Consider the following 18,159-nt stretch of genomic DNA (forward strand, 5'->3'; position numbering starts at 1 on the left):
GCACTTTTCAGATGCCACGCGCGCGTGGCCCCGCCATACTTTCCGCATGACCCCTGCCCCGCTGCGGCTCGTTTTTCTCCTCACGCTTTCCTCAGGCCTCACTGCCGTGGCCCTGCTGCCTGCTCCAGCCAAGGCGCAGGAGCCGCCGCCCGCCGCCACCAGCAAGCCCGGCGATGACCCGGCCTATGCCCAGCTCGAGCTGCTCACCCGGGCCATGGAAATCATCCGCCAGAACTATGTGGATGAGAAGAAGGTGAATTACGAAATGCTCGTGGAAGGCGCGCTGGAAGGCATGCTGCGCAAGCTGGACCCCCACTGCGAGTACATGGGCCGCTCCCTCTTCGAGGAGATGCAGCAGGAGCAGCGCGACACCTCGGAAGGCGTCGGCATCACCATCGCCCTGCGTGAGGGCACCCTCACCATCATCACGGTGCAAGAGAATGGACCCGCCGCGAAAGCCGGCGTGCTGCCCAATGACCAGATCATCCGCATCGGAGAAGTGCTCACGGACAGCATGAGCACCATGGAAGCGGTGCAGCATCTCAAGGGGAAAGCAGGCGAGCCCATCCGCATCACCGTGCGCCGCCCGGGCACGAAGCAGTTCCTCGATTTCAATCTGGTGCGCCAGGCGCTCCATGAGAGCTCCGTGCGGGATGCCATGCTGCTGCATGACCGCCTCGCCTCACCGTGGAAGATTGGCTACGCACGCATCACCGAGTTCACCCAGAACACGCCCAAGGACCTGGGCAATGAACTCGACAAGCTGGAGAAGGCTGGCATGCAGGCCTTCGTGCTCGACCTGCGCAACAATCCCGGCGGCCTCATCGACTCCGCGGTGGGTGTGTGTGGCGAATTCCTGCCGCCGAATACGGTCGTCGTGACTACTGAGGGCCGCGTGGCTTCGCAGAATCCCCCGCCCTACCGCACGCCTTCACGCACTGGCAAAGCATTGCGCAAGTACCCCCTCACGGTGCTCATCAACCACGGCAGTGCGAGCGGCTCTGAACTCGTGGCCGGTGCTCTGCAGGACCTGAAGCGCGCCATCATCGTGGGCACCACCAGCTTCGGAAAAGGCTCGGTGCAGACCATCCTGCCCATGAAGAACGGAGCGGCCATGCGCCTCACCACCGCGAAGTACTACACCCCCGCCCACCGCACCATCCACGAGAACGGGGTGGAGCCGAACATCGTCTCCTCCCTCACCAGCGAGGAGGAGGGCAAAATCATGCAATGGCGCGCAGACACCTCCTCCGGTGAAGCGCGTGGGCTGGACCTGGCCAAGCTCGGCGACCGCCAGCTCGAGCGCGCCACGGATGTACTGAAAGGGGTGCTGGTCTATCAGCAGTTTGAGAAGCCCTCCTCCCCTGCCGCTCCGGCGCCCTCCCCCGCAAGCGCTGCACCTGCCCCCGCCACTGGCAAACCAGGCGAGACCAAACCCGCTCCCAAAGCCGCACCTGCCCCGAAGCCGAAGCCTGCGCAAGTGCCCGACAAGATTCCACCACCCGCACCAACAGCGACACCTGCACCCTCAACGCCCACTCCCGCGCCTGTGCCTGCACCCACTCCTTCTTCCACACCTCCCAAGGACGAGAAGAAGCCGACGGCTCCGCCTTCCCAGAGCTGAAGTGCGCTGCACGTTTCTGATTCAAAGACGCACTCTCCGAAAAGACCCGTGCCACACGCGCGTTTCCCAACCCTGCCATGATCCGGTCCCTGCTCACCTCCACCGCCCTGCTTGCTCTCACCACCGCGTCCTCGCTTCATGCTGAGGAATGGTCCCGCTTCCGTGGTCCCAACGGCACCGGTGTGGGTGATGCGAAAAACCTCCCCGCCACCTTCGACGACAGCAACACCGCCTGGTCGGTGAAGCTCGGCAAAGGCTGGTCCTCCCCCGTGCTGTGGAAGGACAAGGTCATCGCCACCGTGGAGACAGACGGCGGCCATCGTGCCGTGATGTGCCTCAGTGCCGTGGATGGCAAGACGCTGTGGAAACATGAGGAGGCCTTTCAGAGCCACCAGCAGCACAAGTTCAATTCCTTCGCTTCCAGCTCCCCCTTCGTCGATGCCGAGCGCATCTACATCAACTGGACCAGCGGCGACTCCGTGGCCGCCCTCGCTCTCGACCATAGCGGCAAACCTCTCTGGCGCCGTGAGAACCTCTCCCCATATGTCCATGAGCACGGCTCCGGCTGCTCCGCCATCGTGGCAGATGGCGTGATGCTCATCCGCTCCGAATTCTCCCTGGAGAAAAATGGCAAAAGCCTCGCCACTCCAGAGCAGGTGGACTGGAAGCCCAGCCTGCAGGGCCTTGATGCCGCCACCGGAAAGACCTTGTGGAAGATTGACCTGCCTCACACCATCAATCCCTACAGCACCCCCGTGGTGCGCGACCTGCCTGATGGGAAGAAGGAATTCATCGTGGCCAATACCACCAGTGGTGTGATGGGATTGGATACCAAGACCGGCAAGATCAACTGGCAGCACAATCCCGGCCTCCGCCAGCGCAGCGTCGGCTCCTTCGTCCTGGCCAACAACCTCCTCTTCGCAGCCTTCGGCTCGGGCGATGGCGGCAAGGAAAGCGCCCTGCTGAAGCTCGGCAATGGCAAGGCCGAAGAGGCCGGCTCCATCATCAAGAACATTCCGTATGTGCCGACTCCTCTGCTCATCGGCGACCGTCTCTACATGCTCAAGGACGGCGGCATCCTGACCTGCCTGAAGTGGCCCTCCGGTGAGGAAGTCTACAGCGAGCGCGTGGTCGGCGGCAGCGGCGGCAGCACCAAGTACTTCGCCAGCCCCGTGGCATCCGATGGAAAAATTTTCTGCTGCTCCCAGACCGGCGAAGTCGTTGTCGTGAAGGCCGGTGACCAGTTCGAAATCCTCGCTGCTAACAAACTCGACAGCCCCATCAACGCCACCCCCGCCATCGGCCACGGCCGCATCTACGTGCGCACGCAGGACTCGCTGTACGCCATCGGCGCAAAGACGCCGGTGCTGCCGTAGTCGCCACCTTTCGAGGTAGCCATCAGTCGCCGAAGGCCTTGGACTGCGCGCAGCCTGCTGTGGCGATTGTCATTTCTCCGAATCACACCACTCCTCGACAATGGCTCTCCGGAACCGCTGCCTGAAAGGCAGCAGGATCCCGCAGGGCGGGACCAGGGTTAGGGAGCCTCAGCGACCGACACCCTGGGTAAGCGAATAAAGATGCTCGATCCTGAAGGGGTCGCGGAGTCGTGATACGCTGCGCAGGTGAATCATCCTCCTGCACCCCTCTGGCCCTGGCAAAAAGTGCTCTCCCAGCGCATCGAAGCCGTCCACAGCACGTGTGCCGGTATTGAAGGCGCAAATTACCGCGTCGTGGGCATCGAATTAGAGAATTGTGTTGTCCTCAATCTCTCCCATCCTCACGAGCTCTACGACATTGATTCCACGACGGTTCACGCGAACTTTGATCACGAGTTCGGAGACGGGGAACTTTCTTCCGAGCAGATTGCTGGCAGCACCCTGCGCGCGCTGCTGTACATGTACCTTCCTACAGGACGCTATCTCTACGTAGCCATCCTGAATGACGGGACCTATCTGACCGCTAATCCTGCCTTCAACTACACGGAGTTTGCCTTTGGTCACTTCGATGAGTGGAAGCCGGAGGCAAAATCGCGACTGCCCTACGGCAACAATGAATTCCTTTCACTGCCGTTCTTCAACGCCTGGACTCATGAGCGCGTGAATCCGTTTGCCATTCAATGGAAGCCTCGCGCGATCATCGAAGTCTCACAATTCACCCACCATGAGAAGGACATTGCTCATCTCCACCATCGTCTTGGGGATTGCCGCCCCTCTAGCCATCGCCGCTGATCCGCCGAAACCAACAGAACCGATCTTCCTCAAACCGGCGGATCCTCCGAAAATAGAGGTGCCTGATCGCTATGAAGGAATGATCATCGAGATCGCAGCTGACGGCACGCTGCAACTCGACGGTGAACCGCTGCCTGACCTCTCCGGACTCGATCAAAGGCTCGCTCGCTGGGTGACCTCAGTGAAGTTCATCTCTCCACGCATCGTTCTCGACCCTACCGTCCCATCCAATAATGTAAAACGGCTCCGAGAAATCATCCTCATTGTCCGCAAACACACGGAAGTCTACGACGTGCCCCTCCAGTAACGTCCTATGCACCCTGTAGAAACCTCCGCGAGAGTTATCGGAAGCATGATCCAAGGCACGGAAATCATTGGCCCTTGCTGGGATCGCCTCCCTGATGAAAAACGGGACCTGCTGATTCGAATGTGGCAACACTTCATCCAGCAAGACCCCATGAGCGCCGCGGAGAACATCATGAACACCCTCTCGTCCCATCCGGATCTGCAGGATGCATGGAACGTATTGAGTCCATCCATTCAGCAAGTTCGAGGAAATGCCATGCGAGTGATAGCTGTAGGCACGATTACTCGCCAACTCTAAATTGTCGTCCTCTCCATGACCCCCATCACCGGCTACCGCCTCATCACCCCGGAGGACCTTTCATGGCGCCCCTCCAACCAGATGCTCATCCCCAACGCGGACTACCTCGAACGCACCGGAAGCCAGCTCCTCGGCGCACGTCTCTGGCGTTACCCAGCCATGAGTGCCGGCACCTGGCACAAGCACATCTGCGCGGAGGAATTCTACTTCGTTCTCGAAGGCACCGGTCGCATCCGCATCGGTGAAGACACCCTCACCGTCCCTAAATACGGCGCCGTCCTCGTAGGCCCCGAGATGCTGCGGCAGGTTTTCAACGACACCGAAACCGAAACCCTCTGGCTCATCCTCGGTGCACCAGACAACGAATTCGCTCCCGGCGAACCTTTCGACATCAAACGCTTCTATCCAGAAGACCCCAAGCAATTGCCCAAAGAACTCGAAGGCGTGAACTGGCCGCCGGCACCCCAAGGAGGTTAGGCGTCCTCGCCTGACAGTGGGAGTTAGGCTTTCCAGCCTGACCGAACATGTGCCTCAAGCTCCACAACCCCAAGTGGCCTTCCCCCGCGTAACTACGCAGACTTCGTCCCCCCATTTCTTCCATCTGGATTTTCCGAAACAGCGCGTGCACTTTCGTCGCCACCTCGAAGCGCACCACACCGCCTCCATGCCCCCAACCAAAGGACTCAGCTTCATCGCCGCCATCGAGGCCCTCAAGGGCGCCCTCGTCCTACTGGCAGGCTGCGGTCTACTCACCCTGATACACCATGATGTGCATGCGGCTGCGGAAGCCCTCGTGCATCGCTTCCACCTCAACCCCGCGCACGAGATCCCCAAGGTCTTCATCCAGGCCGCCGGCACGGTGAACGATTCACGCATCGAGTTCCTGGCCGTCTGCGCCGCCGCTTATGCCACCGTGCGCTTCATCGAGGCTTACGGCCTCTGGAAAGGCCGCCGCTGGGCCGAATGGTTCGCCGCCATCAGCAGCGGCATCTACATTCCTCTCGAACTCTCCGAACTCACCCATGGCATCAACTGGCCCAAGGTGACCATCCTCGTGATCAATGTCATCGTTCTGGCGTACATGATCTATGTGCTGGTGCAGGGTAAGAAGAGTCAGCAAGGCACGAATATTTGAGATACCCTCGGGAACGTAACGCGCACATTCCCCATTTGCCCATGACCGCTCGAGTGAAATGCCGCAAGTGCCCGGCCATGATCCTTGAGATCACCGTAGCGACTTACCACGGAACCTGTCCCGCATGCGCTCGCACCAAAGGGGCTGCCAATCGGCTGAAGCAGTTCTGGGACTACCTCTGTGCGTGCTGGATGGTGGGGTGGATGTGCTTGATGTTGCCTTTTCTCCTGACGTTTCTTGGAATCAGAAGGGTTTGGAGATGGCAGCGGTTCCCTTTCAACAAACGCGCCATGCTTCAGGGAATCCAACACTACTACCCAGACCGAAAAGAAGCCCGCAATTACTTGAATGGGGTCATTGATGGATATTGGGATTGCGAACCAGAATATCCCACCCTCGGCCGACCTGGAATGCCACACGATTTCGGCATGATCGCTGGGGGTCGTCTGCGGCGTGGTGAAATTTCTCCTTCAGAAATTCCTTGATGCTTTCGACCGGTTGCCTCTTACGCTGAAGGCGTAGAAGAGGCACAGTAACGAGCCTCTCAGGACGCAAACGCTCACTCCCCCCGCGTCTCCACTTCCTCCGCCCCCTTCACCGCCACGACCGCCATCACCTTCAGCAGCACTGCACCTGCTGCATAGCCGATGGTAAACTCCGGCGCCGCGGTGAACCACGCGAAATGATTCTCCACCCCGGCGGGTGTGAGCTTGTAGGAATGAATCAATCCCACCGAGGAGAAGAACGACGCCACCAAGAGCCACATCGCCGCCGCCTGGAACTTGCGATCAATCACAAATGCCATCACCGCCGGATAGATCACCGAGGTGATGAGGAACCCCTGGCTCAGGGCAATCACGCCATAAACATACAGATTGGGTGCGAACTTGTCCGCCGTGCCCGCCAGGCTCGTGCCAGCCACCCGCAGGGTGGTTTCAATCTGCACCAGCAGCCACGCCGCCAGCGACGGAATGAGCCCCATGGCGACGGCCAGCGCATGCGGCTTCGGACTGGCTTGAAAGGCCTGCGCCGTCATCACGATGCCAATCCACAGCAGAATGCCCAGCGTGGCTTCCAGCGGCACCACCTGCAGCACGTGTCCCGCCGCACCCAGCACGGCCAGCACACAGATCACCGTGCCATTCATCCACGAGTATCCCCAGCGCGCGCCCATCGCCTTCCAACCCGGATGCCCGATGTACAGTGTGGTCGCAAACGGGCTGCCCAGACAGGCAGATACGATGCTGCCAACGCCATTCGCCACGAGTGAGGGCGCAGTGTCATACTTGTCTCCCGCCGCCTCCGCGCTCTCCAGGCACTGCAGGGACCCGATGATATTGAAAAGGCCCATGGGGAAAATCACCGCCATGTAGCTCCACCCCACCTCGGAAAAGAGGAACCCAAACAAATCTCCACCCGACCAGTGCGGCACATGAAAGCCAATGGGCTCCACCGACGGGCTGCTCCAATCCGGGGCCAGTCCTCGCGCACGCAACAGCCACGCCAAGCCCGTGCCCAGCACCACCGCCACGAACCCTGCTGGCAATCCCAGCGGCAACTTCAGCTTCGCCGCATAGCAGAACAGAATCAGCAGCATGGGCAGCACACCCACCGACGGCATCGCAAAAAGCTGGAACACGAACCCCATCGCGATGAACGTCACCGCAATGCCCGCCAGCGAGGACAGCAAGGCCGCACGCGGTGCGTGTGCCCGCAGCGCCCGCCCAAACGCCGCGCCGATGAACTCCATGACGCCGCTGATGAAACACGCAAACAGCCCCGCCTTCCACGCCAGCGAGGCATCGCCCGTCTGCCGGTAGATGGGCGCCATGATGAAGACGATGTAGGCAAACAAGCTGACCGTATTGATGCCGTATGGCATCGCCGTCACGTCATCACGTCCCTCCCGCTTCGCCAGCCGCCATGCCTGCCATGCGTAGAAAAAATTCCCCACCAGGATGGACACCGCCGCACCCGGCAGAATCTTCGAAGTCACCTCCCCCGGCGTCATCCCACAGAGCACCGGGCACAGGTGATAGATCAGCAGGAGCTGTAGCAGGTTGTCGACAAACAGTCCGAAGAAGCCATCGAAGTCACCCTTGGTGACGCGGAGGAGTCCGGGAGAAGAAGAGGCAGAGGCGGCCATGCGGTGGAGATGAAAGCAGGATGTGTGCGAGCTGGCAAAGGCTGCCGCTGCTCCGTGGCATCATTGAATCATCTCCTGAAACTCCGCTTCGCTGAGCACTTTTACACCAAGCTTCGTCGCCTTCTCAAGTTTGCTGCCCGCCTCTTCCCCCGCAAGGAGATAGCTGGTCTTGCTGCTCACGCTGGAGGACACCTTGCCGCCATGGGAGCGGATGATGTCCGCCACCTCGTCACGTCCCCGGCCCAGCGTGCCCGTGATCACCCACGTGGTGCCTGCCAGTTTGTCACTGGCGCGCTCTTCCTGGGGATTGGCAAAGGTCAGCCCTGCCACTCGCAGGCGCTCCAGCCGCTTCACGTTTTTCTCATCGCGGAACCAGTCATGGATGCTCTGCGCCACGATGCCGCCAATGTCCTGCACCTTCAGCAGATCTTCCATGGAAGCCGCTGACAGTGCATCGATGGAACCAAAATGTTCCACCAACGAGCGCGCCGAGGACGCGCCCACCTGCGGCACGCCCAGGCCGAACAGCAGTCGCCACGGCGGCTGCGTCTTGCTCTCCGTGAGTCCCTTGATCAGATTCTCAATGCTCTTCTTTCCCTGCCTCTCCAGCTTGCTGAGCGCCGCTTCATCCAGGTCATAAAGGTCCGCGATATCATGCACGAGCTTGATGTCCACGAGCTGTCCCACCACCTGCTCGCCGAGGCCACGAATGTCCATGGCGCCGCGATGCGTGAAGTGCTCCACACGCCGCTTCACCTGCTCTGGGCAATCACTGTTCGGGCAGCGGATGGCCACCTGTCCCTCGTCCTTGCGCACCGGTGTACCACATACGGGGCACTCCGTTGGCACGGGCACCGGCGTCTCATCCCCCGTGCGCTTCTCCGTGTTCACGGACACCACCGCAGGGATGATCTCACCCGCTTTCTCAATCGTCACGAAATCACCCACCCGAATGTCCTTGCGCACAATCTCCTCGAAGTTGTGCAGCGTCGCATTGCTCACCGTGCTGCCGCTCAGAAACACCGGAGTCAGCCGCGCCACCGGCGTGAGCGCGCCCGTGCGGCCCACCTGGATGTCCACCGCGAGGAGCTTCGTCTCCGCCTGCTCTGCCGCATACTTGTAGGCAATCGCCCAGCGAGGCGCCTTGCTGGTGGAGCCCAGGTCACGTTGCTCTGCAAAGGAGTCCACCTTGATGACCGCACCGTCCGTGTCATACGGCAGTTTCCGTCGGCGCTCGTCCAGCTCGTGAATCACGCCCAGCATCTGCTCGATGGTATCGCAGTCCCACAGCAGTTCCGCCTTGGGCAGGCCCGCCGCATGCAGCAGGTCATAGATCTGGCTCTGCGATTGCAGCTTCGCTTCCCCATGATCACCCATGCCGTAGAAGATGACGCTCAGGGGGCGCTTCGCCGCATCTCGCGAGTCGAGCTGCTTCAGAGAGCCAGCCGTCGAGTTGCGCGGATTCGCAAAGCGCGGCTCGCCCGCCTCCTCACGCTCCTGGTTCATCTTCTCAAACTCCGCGCGGTTCATGTACACCTCACCACGCACTTCAAAGGTCTGCGGCACATGCTTCGGCAGACGCAGCGGCAGCGAGCGGATGGTCTTGAGGTTTTGCGTGATGTCATCCCCCACACGTCCATCGCCGCGCGTCACACCGTGTTTCAGCACGCCGTTCTCATAGCGCACGGAAACGGCCACGCCGTCCACCTTCGGTTCGATGGTGCATTTGATCTTCTCCCGCCCCAGCCCCTTCTGCAGACGTGTGTAGAATTCACGCAGCTCCTCCTCGGAGTACGTGTTATCCAGGCTCATCATCGGCACGCGATGCGTGATCTGCGCAAAGCCATCCAGCGGAGCGCCGCCCACACGCTGGGTGGGTGAGTCCGGCGTGATGAGTTCCGGATGCTCCTTCTCAATGTCCTGCAGCTCACGCAGAAGCAGGTCAAATTCACGGTCACTGATCTCCGGCGCAGCCTGTTGGTAGTAGAGGCGGTTGTGGCGCTCGAGTTCAGAGCGCAGGTGTTCGGCACGCTTCGCGGGGGTCTTGTCCATGCGGACAGGATTAGCAGGGGCGGGTCAGGGTTCGCAAGGCTGCTTTTGTTTCATCCGGATGCCCGGCACGCACAGCAGCACCATTCCGAAGAGCGAACCGAGAATCCCACCTGCCGAATCCGCCAGCCAGTCTCCCAAATCATTGCCACTGCGGTTGGGAATGAAGGTCTGATGGAACTCATCAAACGCGCCCACGAACGCCGCGAAGAGCAGCACCAGGAGCGCCGTCTTCAGCACCGTCCTTCCGGGATTCTTCAGACGCAGCCCCACGAAGAGACACAGCGAGCCCAGCGTGAAATACCCGGCGTGGTAGACCTTGTCCCGATCGTCGAATTCCGGGCCTGGAGGCTGCAGGTGGGACTGGTTGGACAGCACAAAGAGCGCGACAAACCAAATGGCGACAGCAAGGAACCAGAAACCGGGACGGCGAAGCATGGGATGGGAAAGCAAAAATCTCGTGGTAGAGCCCGCCTTGCGCAAGCGTGGCACCGCACTTTGAAGGTTTTGTCCATCCTAGACGCCCCCTTTCCCTCGGACGGCAAGGGGACTCATCCCTCTCCTACGCTCGGTCACAGGCCCATTTTTGGCAGTTCAGCGCACGAATTTATCGACACAATCTTTCTAGGAATTTTGATTGTTGTTAACTAATCCATGCGCTTAAAGTCCGGCTCCTAATCCACACATGAAACTGTCCTCCCTCCTCTCCCTGGTCGCCTGCCTTGCCTTCACCTCCGTCGCCTCCGCCGACACGACGACCATCCATTACCCCGACGAGGAGAACGCAGTCTTCACCGTGACCGCTCCGGATGACTGGGAATTTGAAGCTGGCACGGAAGACGACCCCTACTGCACCCTCACCAAGGAAGACACCGTCCTCTACTTCAAGACGGTCGAAGGCACCGAAGAAGCTCTCACCGAGGCCATCGAAGAAACCTACGAATATGTGAAGGAAACCTACCCGAAGGCAGAACTGCCCAAGCCCGAGGAAACCAAGATTGATGGCAAGCCCGCCCTCGCCGCTGCCGGCAAAGGCAAGGACGAAGACGGCACTCCCACAGAGTTCGGTTTCGCCTGGGTCTTTGTTGGCAAGGGCAAGATCGCTGAGATCTGGTTTGAATCCGCCGACACCGACAAGAAGATTGTCGAAGAAGCCGTGAAGATTCTGAAGTCCTTCAAGGCTGGCAAGTAAGCTGCCGCAGCGTTGATTTCTCGAGCCTCTCTTCTGCACTACAGGGGAGAGGCTTTTTGTCGCCCCGAATCACAGCCGGGTCAGAGGACTCAACTTCCACTGTCAGACAGTAGGTCTAGCTCCCGGCTAGTCCTTCATCTCCTCTTCCATCCGCTCACTGAGCCATTGCTTGATCATGCTCTGGTAGTTCAGGTAGCGGCGGCGGGCGATGCGCTTGATGCGGCTGAGCATGCGCGGGTCGAACCGCAACGTGATCGTCGTGCTCTCACGCACATCCGGGCGGTGCATGGAACTCTGCATCAACCGCGCATCCAACTGGTGCTCGGACCAAAACTTGGCCTCATCCTCTTCGGTTTCGAAGTGGGGGAGTTCGCTCCAGGTCCGGACAGATTTCATGAGAGGTAGATGGCGGCCAGGGTGCGCTTAGAGGTCCTCGGATTTCTTCCGTTCGTAGAAGTGATCCTCCTCCGGGGTCATGGGACGCGACAGGATCACGCGGTAGCGCTTCCCGTCCGTCCAGAAGATGCTGAAGATGCCCTTCCCCGCGAGCGACTTGCCCAGGGAGAAATATCGTGCCTCGCGCGGACTGTCGCTTTCACCATCCGGCAGGAACTTGAGGGCAAAGGGGTCCTCGAACGTCTCCTCAATGTCCTTGGGGGGCAATTGGGAGAGGTCGAATGGGACGTCGAGCCAGTCAAATTCCATGCGTCTATCGGCGGGGCATGTGTATATACGTGAATTTCAAAGCATTCTAGGATTGATACTGGATCAGTTCAATCTCGTATCCTTCCGGAGCATCAATGAATGCAAAAACTCCGCTGCTGCTCTTGGTGGGTCCGTCGGAGAGGGGATAGCCCTTGGAGGCGGCATGCTTGGCAAAGGTCTCCAGGTCCTTCACCTCGAAGGCCAGGTGCGTGAGGTCGGGCCCTACCACCACCGGACCACTGGCCGGATAGCTGCAGATCTCGATAAGCTCCTCGCTCTCTGGCGCCTTCAGAAAGACCAGCTCAGAGCCACGCGGGGACTTGTGCCGCTTCACCTCCTCGAGCCCGAGCACGTCCTTGTAGAAGGAGATGGTCTTCTCCAGGTCGGTCACTCGATACCGGGTGTGTAGAAGTTTTGAAACCATGGGTGAGGAAAAGGGTCGCGAATGCGTTGCGCCCGAGAGCGCCCGTCACTTGTCCCTAGTACATCCAGCCGGAAAAGCACGCAGCCTTTCATAAAAGTTTTCTCATCTGTTGCTGCCGGGGTTCGGATAAGGCAGTCTTCATGCCAAGGAACATGCTCACGTTCAGGAAAGACCGCTGGCAGGGGAATGGCTGGCCCAGCATCGATATCGATCCCGCGGAGGCCCGTTATTTTCCCCGGCTGCTGGCCCACCTCATCGCCACCTACGGGGCAGCACCGACCAGCGTGGTGGAGACCTTGGATGGCTACATCGCCGACCTCACCCTCCTCGGCACGGAAGTCCAGGTGCTGCTGGATACCTGGACCTTCTCCTTCGCCATGCCGGATGAATCCGTTCGCGACCGCCTCCTGGCAGAGCTGGAACAGCTTCCTGCGGAATACTTCGAAGATGCCGCGTCCTTTTCCAGCGACTGCTTCGAAGCGAAGTTCAGAAGATTGGCCGATTGATGGTCACCAGCATGTTGCTTGGACCGCCGACCCGAAGTTGCTGCCCAGAGTTCGCGAGCCTTAGCGGCCGACACTCTGGGTAAGTCGCCCTCCCTACCAACCCCGAAAGGGCGGAGGAGCAGGTACCATGGCGGCAATGGCAAAAGATGGCTGGCAAGCCCGCACCACCGCGCTATAGCCTGCGGAACGCAACCCACTTCCTCACCCATGTCCTCCCTTTTCATTGGCATCGACAGCGGCACGCAGAGCACCAAGGCCATCGTGCTCGACCTCGAGTCCGGCCAGATCGTCGCCCACGCCCATCGCAAGTATGATCTCATCGAAGGCCTGCCCGCAGGTCATCTCGAGCAGCATCCCTCTGAGTGGATCACCGCGGTGGAAGGCTGCATCAGTGAGTGCGTGGAGCACCTCGGCGACAGACGGAAGGACATCGCCGGCATCGGCGTGAGCGGCCAACAGCACGGCCTCGTGGTGCTGGACAAGGACGACCAGGTCGTGCGCCCCGCGAAGCTCTGGTGCGACACCTCCACCGCACCGCAGTGCGAGCAGATCGCGCATGAGTTCGGCGGTCAGCCCGGCTGCATTGCCCTCGCAGGAAATGCCATCCTCCCCGGCTACACCATCCCGAAGCTCCTTTGGCTGAAACAGAACGAGCCGCAGAACTTCGCCAAGGTCACCTCCATCCTGCTGCCGCATGATTACATCAACTTCTGGCTCTCCGGCGTAAAGCGCATGGAGTACGGCGACGCCAGCGGCACCGGCATCCTCGATGTCCGCCAGCGCACGTGGAACCGCGAGATTTGTGACTTCGTGGATGAGCGTGTGCTCAGCATGCTGCCTCCGCTCGGCTCCTCGCAGGAAGTGCATGGCACCATCCGCCCCGAGCTCGTGAAAAAGTGGGGCCTGAATGACAACGTGATCGTCAGCGCCGGGGGTGGAGACAACATGATGGGCGCCATCGGGACCGGGAATGTGAAGCCCGGCATCATCACCGCCAGCTTCGGCACCAGCGGCACCCTCTACGGCGTGGCAGATGCTCCCGTGGTGGATGGCCAGGCCGAAGTCGCCGCCTTCTGCGACAGCAATGACCTCTGGCTGCCGCTCGTGTGCACCATGAACGTGACCGTCGTCACCGAGCAGGTGCGCGAGATGTTTGGCTGGACCATTCCCCAGCTCGAAGCCGCCGCTGCCGAAGCCCTGCCCGGCGCGGAAGGTCTTCTCTTCCTCCCCTATCTCAATGGCGAACGCACCCCTAACCTGCCCAATGGCACCGGTGTGATCCACGGCCTGCGCCCGGGTAACATGAACCCGCGCAACCTTGCCCGCGCCGCCATGGAAGGCGCCACCCTCGGCCTCGCTTATGGCCTGCAGCGCTTCCGTGAGCTCGGCATGAATCCCGCTGAAATCCGCCTCACCGGCGGCGGCTCCCAGAGCAAGGCATGGCGCCAGCTTGCCGCGGATATCTTCAATGCCGAGGTCGTCACCCTTGCCACCGCGGAAGGCGCGGCCCTCGGCTCCGCCATCCAGGCCGCCTTCGCCCTGCAGAAGCGCGACGGCAAAGCCACGAACATCGAGGAACTCACCTCACGTCTCGTGACCCTGGATGAGAGCACCCGCTGCCGTCCGGATCCCGCACGCGTCGCGCTCTATGCTGAAAAGCTCGAGCAGTTCAGCAGGCTCACGCAGCGTCTGCGCGAGGTGGAGTATCTTTGATTTTCCGCATCGCGCTACGTGGCAAAAATTCGCATCATCAAACGTCCCGGCAAAGCGGTCGCATGGCTCATCCGCGCCATCGGCAACACCCTGCGCTTCCGCTTCATCAATCATGCCGGCATGGCATATCCCACGGACGAGCGGCACATCTGGGTCTTCTGGCACAACCGCATGTTCCTCATCCCATACCTGCGTGAGACACTCATCCCTGGACAGGAGGGCGCCTTCCTCACCAGCCCCAGCGGTGACGGCCAGGTGATTGCGGACGCCTGCTCGGATTTCAAACTCAAACCCGTGCGCGGCAGCAGTTCCCGCCGTGGTGCCCAGGCCATGGTGGAGCTGGCGAACTACGTGAAGAGCGGCCACGACATCGGCATCACTCCCGATGGACCCCGCGGCCCGAAGTACCAGATGAACCTCGGCGTCATCAAGCTCGCCCAGCTCACCGGCGGCAAGCTCATGCCCGTGCACATCCGCTTCGACCGCGCCTTCCGCTTCCGCACCTGGGACGGCTTCCTCCTCCCCCTGCCCTTCAGCGGCGTCGAAGTAGAGTTCGGCACCCCCTACACCGTCCCCCGTCGCATGACCGAAGAAGAATGCGAAGCCCAGCGCTTGGCCCTTGAGAACATCATGGTCGAGGGGACGCAAGAAGACCGCTGACAAGGACCCCTGATGAAAGATGCCGGACGCGGCCCTGGGAGCACTGGCCTCTGGCCGGCGTATTTGCAGCTTGGCCATCCGAGACCCAGCGGCCCAAAAACGCCGACGGGACGTCAGCGCTCCCAGAGCCGCTCGATCTATTTTTGATCTGCCGTGCCCTCTCCGAAAAAGCATTTGCACCCCCCTTGGCGTGCGTGTATCCACTCCCCCGGCTTCCAGAAAGCCATCCCCGCGCGGTTAGCTCAGTGGTAGAGCATTACCTTGACATGGTAGGGGCCACAGGTTCGAACCCTGTACCGCGCACCATTTCTCCACCCAGGACGTTGGAGACGTGGCACCCACCCGCGGCTTTGGCAATTCACGCCCATCTTCGTGCTTGCCGGACGATTTCAGACCGTCTCAAAATCCACGGCATTGGCCATCCCCTTCCTCGGCCCGTAACCCCAAGCCCCTCAACCATGCCCGGCACTGGATCCAAAAAGAAGCTGTCGCCCGACCAGCGCGAGTCCCTGCTCAGCACCTTGCGCGCCCGCTTCGACAAGCACATGAACCGCCACAAGGGCATCGCGTGGGCCGACGTACAGGCAAAGCTCGAAGCCAGCCCCGACAAGCTCTGGTCCCTCAGCGAAATGGAACGCACCGGCGGTGAGCCCGACGTTGTGGGGCATGACAAGAAGACCGGCGAGTTCATCTTCTTCGATTGCTCCGCGGAAAGTCCCACCGGCCGACGCAGCACCTGTTTCGATCGCGAAGGCTGGGAATCCAGAAAAGAAGCCCGTCCGGAAAACACCGCCACGGACATGGCGAACGAGATGGGCATCGAACTCCTGACCGAGGAGCAATACCGCGAACTGCAGAAGCTCGGGAAGTTCGACCTGAAAACCTCCAGCTGGGTGCAGACACCTCCCGAGATTCGGAAACTCGGCGGCGCCCTCTTCTGCGATCGTCGCTACGACCACGTCTTCACCTATCACAACGGCGCGCAATCCTACTACGCCGCCCGGGCCTTCCGAGGCTCGCTGAGAGTCTGAACGCAACTCCTCGCCTTCTCTTCAACTCCCACCGACGCACCACCACGCACGCATGAATCCCAAGGTCGATTCCTTCCTGAAGAAAACCAAAACATGGCGGGAGGAATTCGAAGCAATGCGTGAGATCATCCTCACCCTTCCGTTGACCGAGGAACTGAAGTGGGACAAGCCCTGCTACACGTTTCAAGGCAGCAATGTGCTCATCATCCAGGGCTTCAAAGAATATTGCGCTTTGATGTTCTGCAAAGGCGCCCTGCTGAAGGACACCAAGAGTCTCCTCATCAAACCCGGCGAGAACACCCAGGCCGCCCGCCAGATGCGCTTCACCAGCGCCCGTGAAATCACCAAGCTGGCCCCCACGATCAAGTCCTACATCCGCGAAGCCATGGATGCTCAGGAAGCCGGTCTGGAAGTGCAGTACAAAGAAACCTCCGAGTTTCCCGTTCCCGACGAACTCACGAAGGCGCTGGCCAAAAACTCCAAATTGAAGGCTGCCTTCGAAGCACTCACCCCCGGAAGACAACGAGGCTACCTCCTCCATTTCGCCGCCGCCAAACAATCGAAGACCCGCGAGTCCCGCATCGAAAAGTGCGCACCGCAAATCCTCAAAGGCAAAGGTCTCCAGGATTAGTTCGACCAAGATCTCCACCGCCACTCACACCGGAATGAGCACACCCCGCACTCACTTGAGTTTGGAAGAACGCGTTTACGCGGCCTCAAAAGCGGCATTTTCCGCAGTGATCAAGGCGCATCCGGATCAGAATTTCTATGCCTTCGGCCTGTTCACTGACGATTCTCTCCAATTCCTGCATGCTGTCGCGAATACCGAAGAGGCGCTGACCGAGACAGTCAGGCGTTACAAAAAGGAAGTCGATCCCCAATTCGGCTGCACGTCGACGCATGCTGGAATGCGCTGGGCATATGGAGACTGGGGATTCTTCCCCGAAATAGCCGACGAGCACTTCATCGAAATCAACGATATTGTGCGCGCAAATTTTGACCTGCCCTCGGAGCAGTTTGCGGCGGCTGTAGAACCAATGTGGCTCGCCGTTCTGACCGGCCTCAAGAGACTGGAGCAGGAGCACTTTTTTGGAGAAGGTCATACTCGCTCCAAAATCACATTGCTGGTCGTCGGGGACCTGCCGCCGGAGTTCGTCGAGTCCTGGGTTCGAGAGCTAAATCCGTCCGATGTTGTGGAGCGATACGTAAGTTGGGATGCCGATGCGCCTGATTCTCCGGGCGGCTCTCAACAATGACAGGCCAGACAGACGCTACAACCAATTCCGGGAAGCTGTTGCCAGTCGTGCTGGCGCACCTCTGCGCTCACGCATGAACCACTTCGACGATCCCCAAGCCGTCTCGCGCTATGCGGAAAATCCGCCCCGTCTCGTGCCAGGCTTCGCAGACCTACAACGCATGACCTCGCTGCTCCTCGCCGAGCGCACTCCCGAGGACGCCCGCGTGCTGGTGCTCGGTGCTGGCGGAGGCCTTGAATTGAAGGTCCTAGCCGAAGCCCACCCGCAGTGGACCTTCGATGGCATCGACCCTTCCGCTGAAATGCTGAGGCTCGCGACCGCCACACTCGGCCCATCACTCAGCAAGCGTGTGCACCTTCACGAAGGCTACATCGATGTCGCACCGGAACATCCTTTCGACGCCGCGTCCTGCCTGCTGACTCTGCACTTCATTCCCGCAGATGAACGCCTCCGCACCCTCAAGGAAGTTCACCGTCGTCTGAAGCCCGGCGCCCCATTTGTCGCCGCCCATCACAGCATCCCGGAAGGCAAGGACGAACGAGACCTCTGGCTCTCCCGCTACGCTGCATTCGCCATCTCCTCCGGCGTCGAGCGCGCTCACGCAGAGTCCGCCCGCACTGCCATCGGCGAAAAGCTTCCCATCCTCTCACCCGAGCACGACGAGGCCCTGTTGCGCGAAGCGGGTTTCACCAGCGTCAGCCTCTTCTACGCCGCTTTCACCTTTCGGGGATGGGTGGCGTATGCCTGACCTCAAACGGGGATAACACATTCACATCGAGCGCATTTGTTTGGAATTCGAAACGTGAGCGCCACCCCTTAGTCGGCGGGAACCAGGTAAAAAGTTCACCAAATCCACCGCCCCCGGTCGCATTCGACGCGGCGTATT

The 18,159-nt window shown here is 60.5% G+C and carries 22 protein-coding genes and 1 tRNA gene; 17 read left to right on the plus strand and 6 right to left on the minus strand.

What is annotated here, in order from left to right; genetic code table 11:
• The first annotated feature begins 46 nt into the window (after positions 1 to 46).
• The 8 genes from DES53_RS17550 (at position 47) to DES53_RS33550 (ending at position 6,076) form a co-directional block, all read left to right on the plus strand.
• Positions 47 to 1,624, plus strand: coding sequence for a S41 family peptidase (locus DES53_RS17550; RefSeq protein WP_170157192.1), 1,578 nt, complete (start codon positions 47 to 49; stop codon positions 1,622 to 1,624).
• Positions 1,625 to 1,701: 77 nt separating this feature from the next.
• Positions 1,702 to 3,000, plus strand: a complete 1,299-nt coding sequence (locus DES53_RS17555; protein ID WP_113959594.1) for an outer membrane protein assembly factor BamB family protein — start codon at positions 1,702 to 1,704, stop codon at positions 2,998 to 3,000.
• A gap of 246 nt (positions 3,001 to 3,246) precedes the next feature.
• A complete protein-coding gene (locus DES53_RS17560; protein ID WP_113959595.1) occupies positions 3,247 to 3,852 on the plus strand; it encodes a hypothetical protein in 606 nt (201 codons plus the stop codon).
• Positions 3,818 to 4,159: a hypothetical protein gene (locus DES53_RS17565; RefSeq protein ID WP_211325591.1), complete on the plus strand. Its 342-nt coding sequence runs from the start codon at positions 3,818 to 3,820 to the stop codon at positions 4,157 to 4,159. The genes DES53_RS17560 and DES53_RS17565 overlap by 35 nt, the downstream gene beginning before the upstream one ends.
• Before the next feature lie 45 nt (positions 4,160 to 4,204).
• A complete protein-coding gene (locus DES53_RS17570) occupies positions 4,205 to 4,456 on the plus strand; it encodes a hypothetical protein (RefSeq protein WP_113959597.1) in 252 nt (83 codons plus the stop codon).
• Between the two features lie 15 nt (positions 4,457 to 4,471).
• Positions 4,472 to 4,933 (plus strand): cupin domain-containing protein, encoded by a 462-nt coding sequence (locus DES53_RS17575; protein ID WP_113959598.1) that lies wholly within the window; start codon positions 4,472 to 4,474, stop codon positions 4,931 to 4,933.
• A 187-nt stretch (positions 4,934 to 5,120) separates the two neighbouring features.
• Positions 5,121 to 5,591 (plus strand): DUF2127 domain-containing protein, encoded by a 471-nt coding sequence (locus DES53_RS17580; protein WP_113959814.1) that lies wholly within the window; start codon positions 5,121 to 5,123, stop codon positions 5,589 to 5,591.
• 77 nt (positions 5,592 to 5,668) lie between these two features.
• A complete protein-coding gene (locus DES53_RS33550) occupies positions 5,669 to 6,076 on the plus strand; it encodes a hypothetical protein (protein WP_211325592.1) in 408 nt (135 codons plus the stop codon).
• 74 nt (positions 6,077 to 6,150) lie between these two features.
• Here the strand turns inward: DES53_RS33550 and DES53_RS17585 are convergent, their stop codons facing one another.
• The 3 genes from DES53_RS17585 to DES53_RS17595 are packed head-to-tail and all read right to left on the minus strand — an operon-like array spanning position 6,151 to position 10,224.
• Positions 6,151 to 7,737, minus strand: a complete 1,587-nt coding sequence (locus DES53_RS17585; RefSeq protein ID WP_245958197.1) for an NCS2 family permease — start codon at positions 7,735 to 7,737, stop codon at positions 6,151 to 6,153.
• Between the two features lie 60 nt (positions 7,738 to 7,797).
• On the minus strand, positions 7,798 to 9,789 hold the full coding sequence (gene ligA, locus DES53_RS17590) for an NAD-dependent DNA ligase LigA (RefSeq protein ID WP_113959599.1): 1,992 nt from the start codon (positions 9,787 to 9,789) through the stop codon (positions 7,798 to 7,800).
• A 24-nt stretch (positions 9,790 to 9,813) separates the two neighbouring features.
• A complete protein-coding gene (locus DES53_RS17595; RefSeq protein ID WP_113959600.1) occupies positions 9,814 to 10,224 on the minus strand; it encodes a VanZ family protein in 411 nt (136 codons plus the stop codon).
• Positions 10,225 to 10,471: 247 nt separating this feature from the next.
• On the opposite strand from DES53_RS17595, the gene DES53_RS17600 reads away from it, so the two are divergent.
• The gene (locus tag DES53_RS17600; protein WP_113959601.1) at positions 10,472 to 10,978 is read left to right on the plus strand and encodes a hypothetical protein; all 507 of its coding nucleotides are present in this window, start codon (positions 10,472 to 10,474) and stop codon (positions 10,976 to 10,978) included.
• A gap of 126 nt (positions 10,979 to 11,104) precedes the next feature.
• Here DES53_RS17600 and DES53_RS17605 read toward each other — a convergent pair whose 3' ends face one another.
• Genes DES53_RS17605 through DES53_RS17615 form a run of 3 tightly spaced genes read right to left on the minus strand, consistent with a single transcriptional unit; the run spans position 11,105 to position 12,107 of the window.
• On the minus strand, positions 11,105 to 11,374 hold the full coding sequence (locus DES53_RS17605) for a CopG family antitoxin (protein WP_113959602.1): 270 nt from the start codon (positions 11,372 to 11,374) through the stop codon (positions 11,105 to 11,107).
• A 27-nt stretch (positions 11,375 to 11,401) separates the two neighbouring features.
• Positions 11,402 to 11,683, minus strand: a complete 282-nt coding sequence (locus DES53_RS17610; RefSeq protein WP_113959603.1) for a BrnT family toxin — start codon at positions 11,681 to 11,683, stop codon at positions 11,402 to 11,404.
• Between the two features lie 46 nt (positions 11,684 to 11,729).
• Positions 11,730 to 12,107, minus strand: coding sequence for a VOC family protein (locus tag DES53_RS17615; protein WP_113959604.1), 378 nt, complete (start codon positions 12,105 to 12,107; stop codon positions 11,730 to 11,732).
• Between the two features lie 152 nt (positions 12,108 to 12,259).
• On the opposite strand from DES53_RS17615, the gene DES53_RS17620 reads away from it, so the two are divergent.
• From DES53_RS17620 to DES53_RS17655, 8 genes are all read left to right on the plus strand, one after another.
• Positions 12,260 to 12,613, plus strand: a complete 354-nt coding sequence (locus tag DES53_RS17620; RefSeq protein WP_113959605.1) for a hypothetical protein — start codon at positions 12,260 to 12,262, stop codon at positions 12,611 to 12,613.
• 207 nt (positions 12,614 to 12,820) lie between these two features.
• On the plus strand, positions 12,821 to 14,326 hold the full coding sequence (xylB, locus tag DES53_RS17625; protein WP_113959606.1) for a xylulokinase: 1,506 nt from the start codon (positions 12,821 to 12,823) through the stop codon (positions 14,324 to 14,326).
• Between the two features lie 18 nt (positions 14,327 to 14,344).
• The gene (locus DES53_RS17630; protein WP_113959607.1) at positions 14,345 to 14,986 is read left to right on the plus strand and encodes a lysophospholipid acyltransferase family protein; all 642 of its coding nucleotides are present in this window, start codon (positions 14,345 to 14,347) and stop codon (positions 14,984 to 14,986) included.
• 231 nt (positions 14,987 to 15,217) lie between these two features.
• A tRNA-Val gene (locus tag DES53_RS17635) sits at positions 15,218 to 15,292 on the plus strand.
• Positions 15,293 to 15,444: 152 nt separating this feature from the next.
• A complete protein-coding gene (locus tag DES53_RS17640; RefSeq protein WP_113959608.1) occupies positions 15,445 to 16,017 on the plus strand; it encodes a DUF4256 domain-containing protein in 573 nt (190 codons plus the stop codon).
• 52 nt (positions 16,018 to 16,069) lie between these two features.
• On the plus strand, positions 16,070 to 16,648 hold the full coding sequence (locus DES53_RS17645; RefSeq protein WP_113959609.1) for a YdeI/OmpD-associated family protein: 579 nt from the start codon (positions 16,070 to 16,072) through the stop codon (positions 16,646 to 16,648).
• 34 nt (positions 16,649 to 16,682) lie between these two features.
• Complete coding sequence (locus tag DES53_RS17650; RefSeq protein ID WP_113959610.1) at positions 16,683 to 17,273, plus strand: DUF4303 domain-containing protein; 591 nt, start codon at positions 16,683 to 16,685, stop codon at positions 17,271 to 17,273.
• 73 nt (positions 17,274 to 17,346) lie between these two features.
• Positions 17,347 to 18,021: a class I SAM-dependent methyltransferase gene (locus DES53_RS17655; RefSeq protein WP_113959611.1), complete on the plus strand. Its 675-nt coding sequence runs from the start codon at positions 17,347 to 17,349 to the stop codon at positions 18,019 to 18,021.
• Positions 18,022 to 18,159 lie beyond the last annotated feature (138 nt).

The organism is Roseimicrobium gellanilyticum (assembly GCF_003315205.1).
In the GTDB taxonomy this organism is placed as follows: domain Bacteria; phylum Verrucomicrobiota; class Verrucomicrobiia; order Verrucomicrobiales; family Verrucomicrobiaceae; genus Roseimicrobium; species Roseimicrobium gellanilyticum.

Excerpts from the sequence above, each read along its gene's own strand:
- DES53_RS17550 (WP_170157192.1), top strand. The coding sequence starts at position 47 with ATGACCCCTGCCCCGCTGCGGCTCGTTTTTCTCCTCACGCTTTCCTCA.
- DES53_RS17555 (WP_113959594.1), top strand. The coding sequence starts at position 1,702 with ATGATCCGGTCCCTGCTCACCTCCACCGCCCTGCTTGCTCTCACCACC.
- DES53_RS17570 (WP_113959597.1), top strand. The coding sequence starts at position 4,205 with ATGATCCAAGGCACGGAAATCATTGGCCCTTGCTGGGATCGCCTCCCT.
- DES53_RS17575 (WP_113959598.1), top strand. The coding sequence starts at position 4,472 with ATGACCCCCATCACCGGCTACCGCCTCATCACCCCGGAGGACCTTTCA.
- DES53_RS17580 (WP_113959814.1), top strand. The coding sequence starts at position 5,121 with ATGCCCCCAACCAAAGGACTCAGCTTCATCGCCGCCATCGAGGCCCTC.
- DES53_RS33550 (WP_211325592.1), top strand. The coding sequence starts at position 5,669 with ATGATCCTTGAGATCACCGTAGCGACTTACCACGGAACCTGTCCCGCA.
- DES53_RS17585 (WP_245958197.1), bottom strand. The coding sequence starts at position 7,737 with ATGGCCGCCTCTGCCTCTTCTTCTCCCGGACTCCTCCGCGTCACCAAG.
- ligA (WP_113959599.1), bottom strand. The coding sequence starts at position 9,789 with ATGGACAAGACCCCCGCGAAGCGTGCCGAACACCTGCGCTCTGAACTC.
- DES53_RS17595 (WP_113959600.1), bottom strand. The coding sequence starts at position 10,224 with ATGCTTCGCCGTCCCGGTTTCTGGTTCCTTGCTGTCGCCATTTGGTTT.
- DES53_RS17600 (WP_113959601.1), top strand. The coding sequence starts at position 10,472 with ATGAAACTGTCCTCCCTCCTCTCCCTGGTCGCCTGCCTTGCCTTCACC.
- DES53_RS17605 (WP_113959602.1), bottom strand. The coding sequence starts at position 11,374 with ATGAAATCTGTCCGGACCTGGAGCGAACTCCCCCACTTCGAAACCGAA.
- DES53_RS17610 (WP_113959603.1), bottom strand. The coding sequence starts at position 11,683 with ATGGAATTTGACTGGCTCGACGTCCCATTCGACCTCTCCCAATTGCCC.
- DES53_RS17615 (WP_113959604.1), bottom strand. The coding sequence starts at position 12,107 with ATGGTTTCAAAACTTCTACACACCCGGTATCGAGTGACCGACCTGGAG.
- DES53_RS17620 (WP_113959605.1), top strand. The coding sequence starts at position 12,260 with ATGCTCACGTTCAGGAAAGACCGCTGGCAGGGGAATGGCTGGCCCAGC.
- xylB (WP_113959606.1), top strand. The coding sequence starts at position 12,821 with ATGTCCTCCCTTTTCATTGGCATCGACAGCGGCACGCAGAGCACCAAG.
- DES53_RS17640 (WP_113959608.1), top strand. The coding sequence starts at position 15,445 with ATGCCCGGCACTGGATCCAAAAAGAAGCTGTCGCCCGACCAGCGCGAG.
- DES53_RS17645 (WP_113959609.1), top strand. The coding sequence starts at position 16,070 with ATGAATCCCAAGGTCGATTCCTTCCTGAAGAAAACCAAAACATGGCGG.
- DES53_RS17650 (WP_113959610.1), top strand. The coding sequence starts at position 16,683 with ATGAGCACACCCCGCACTCACTTGAGTTTGGAAGAACGCGTTTACGCG.
- DES53_RS17655 (WP_113959611.1), top strand. The coding sequence starts at position 17,347 with ATGAACCACTTCGACGATCCCCAAGCCGTCTCGCGCTATGCGGAAAAT.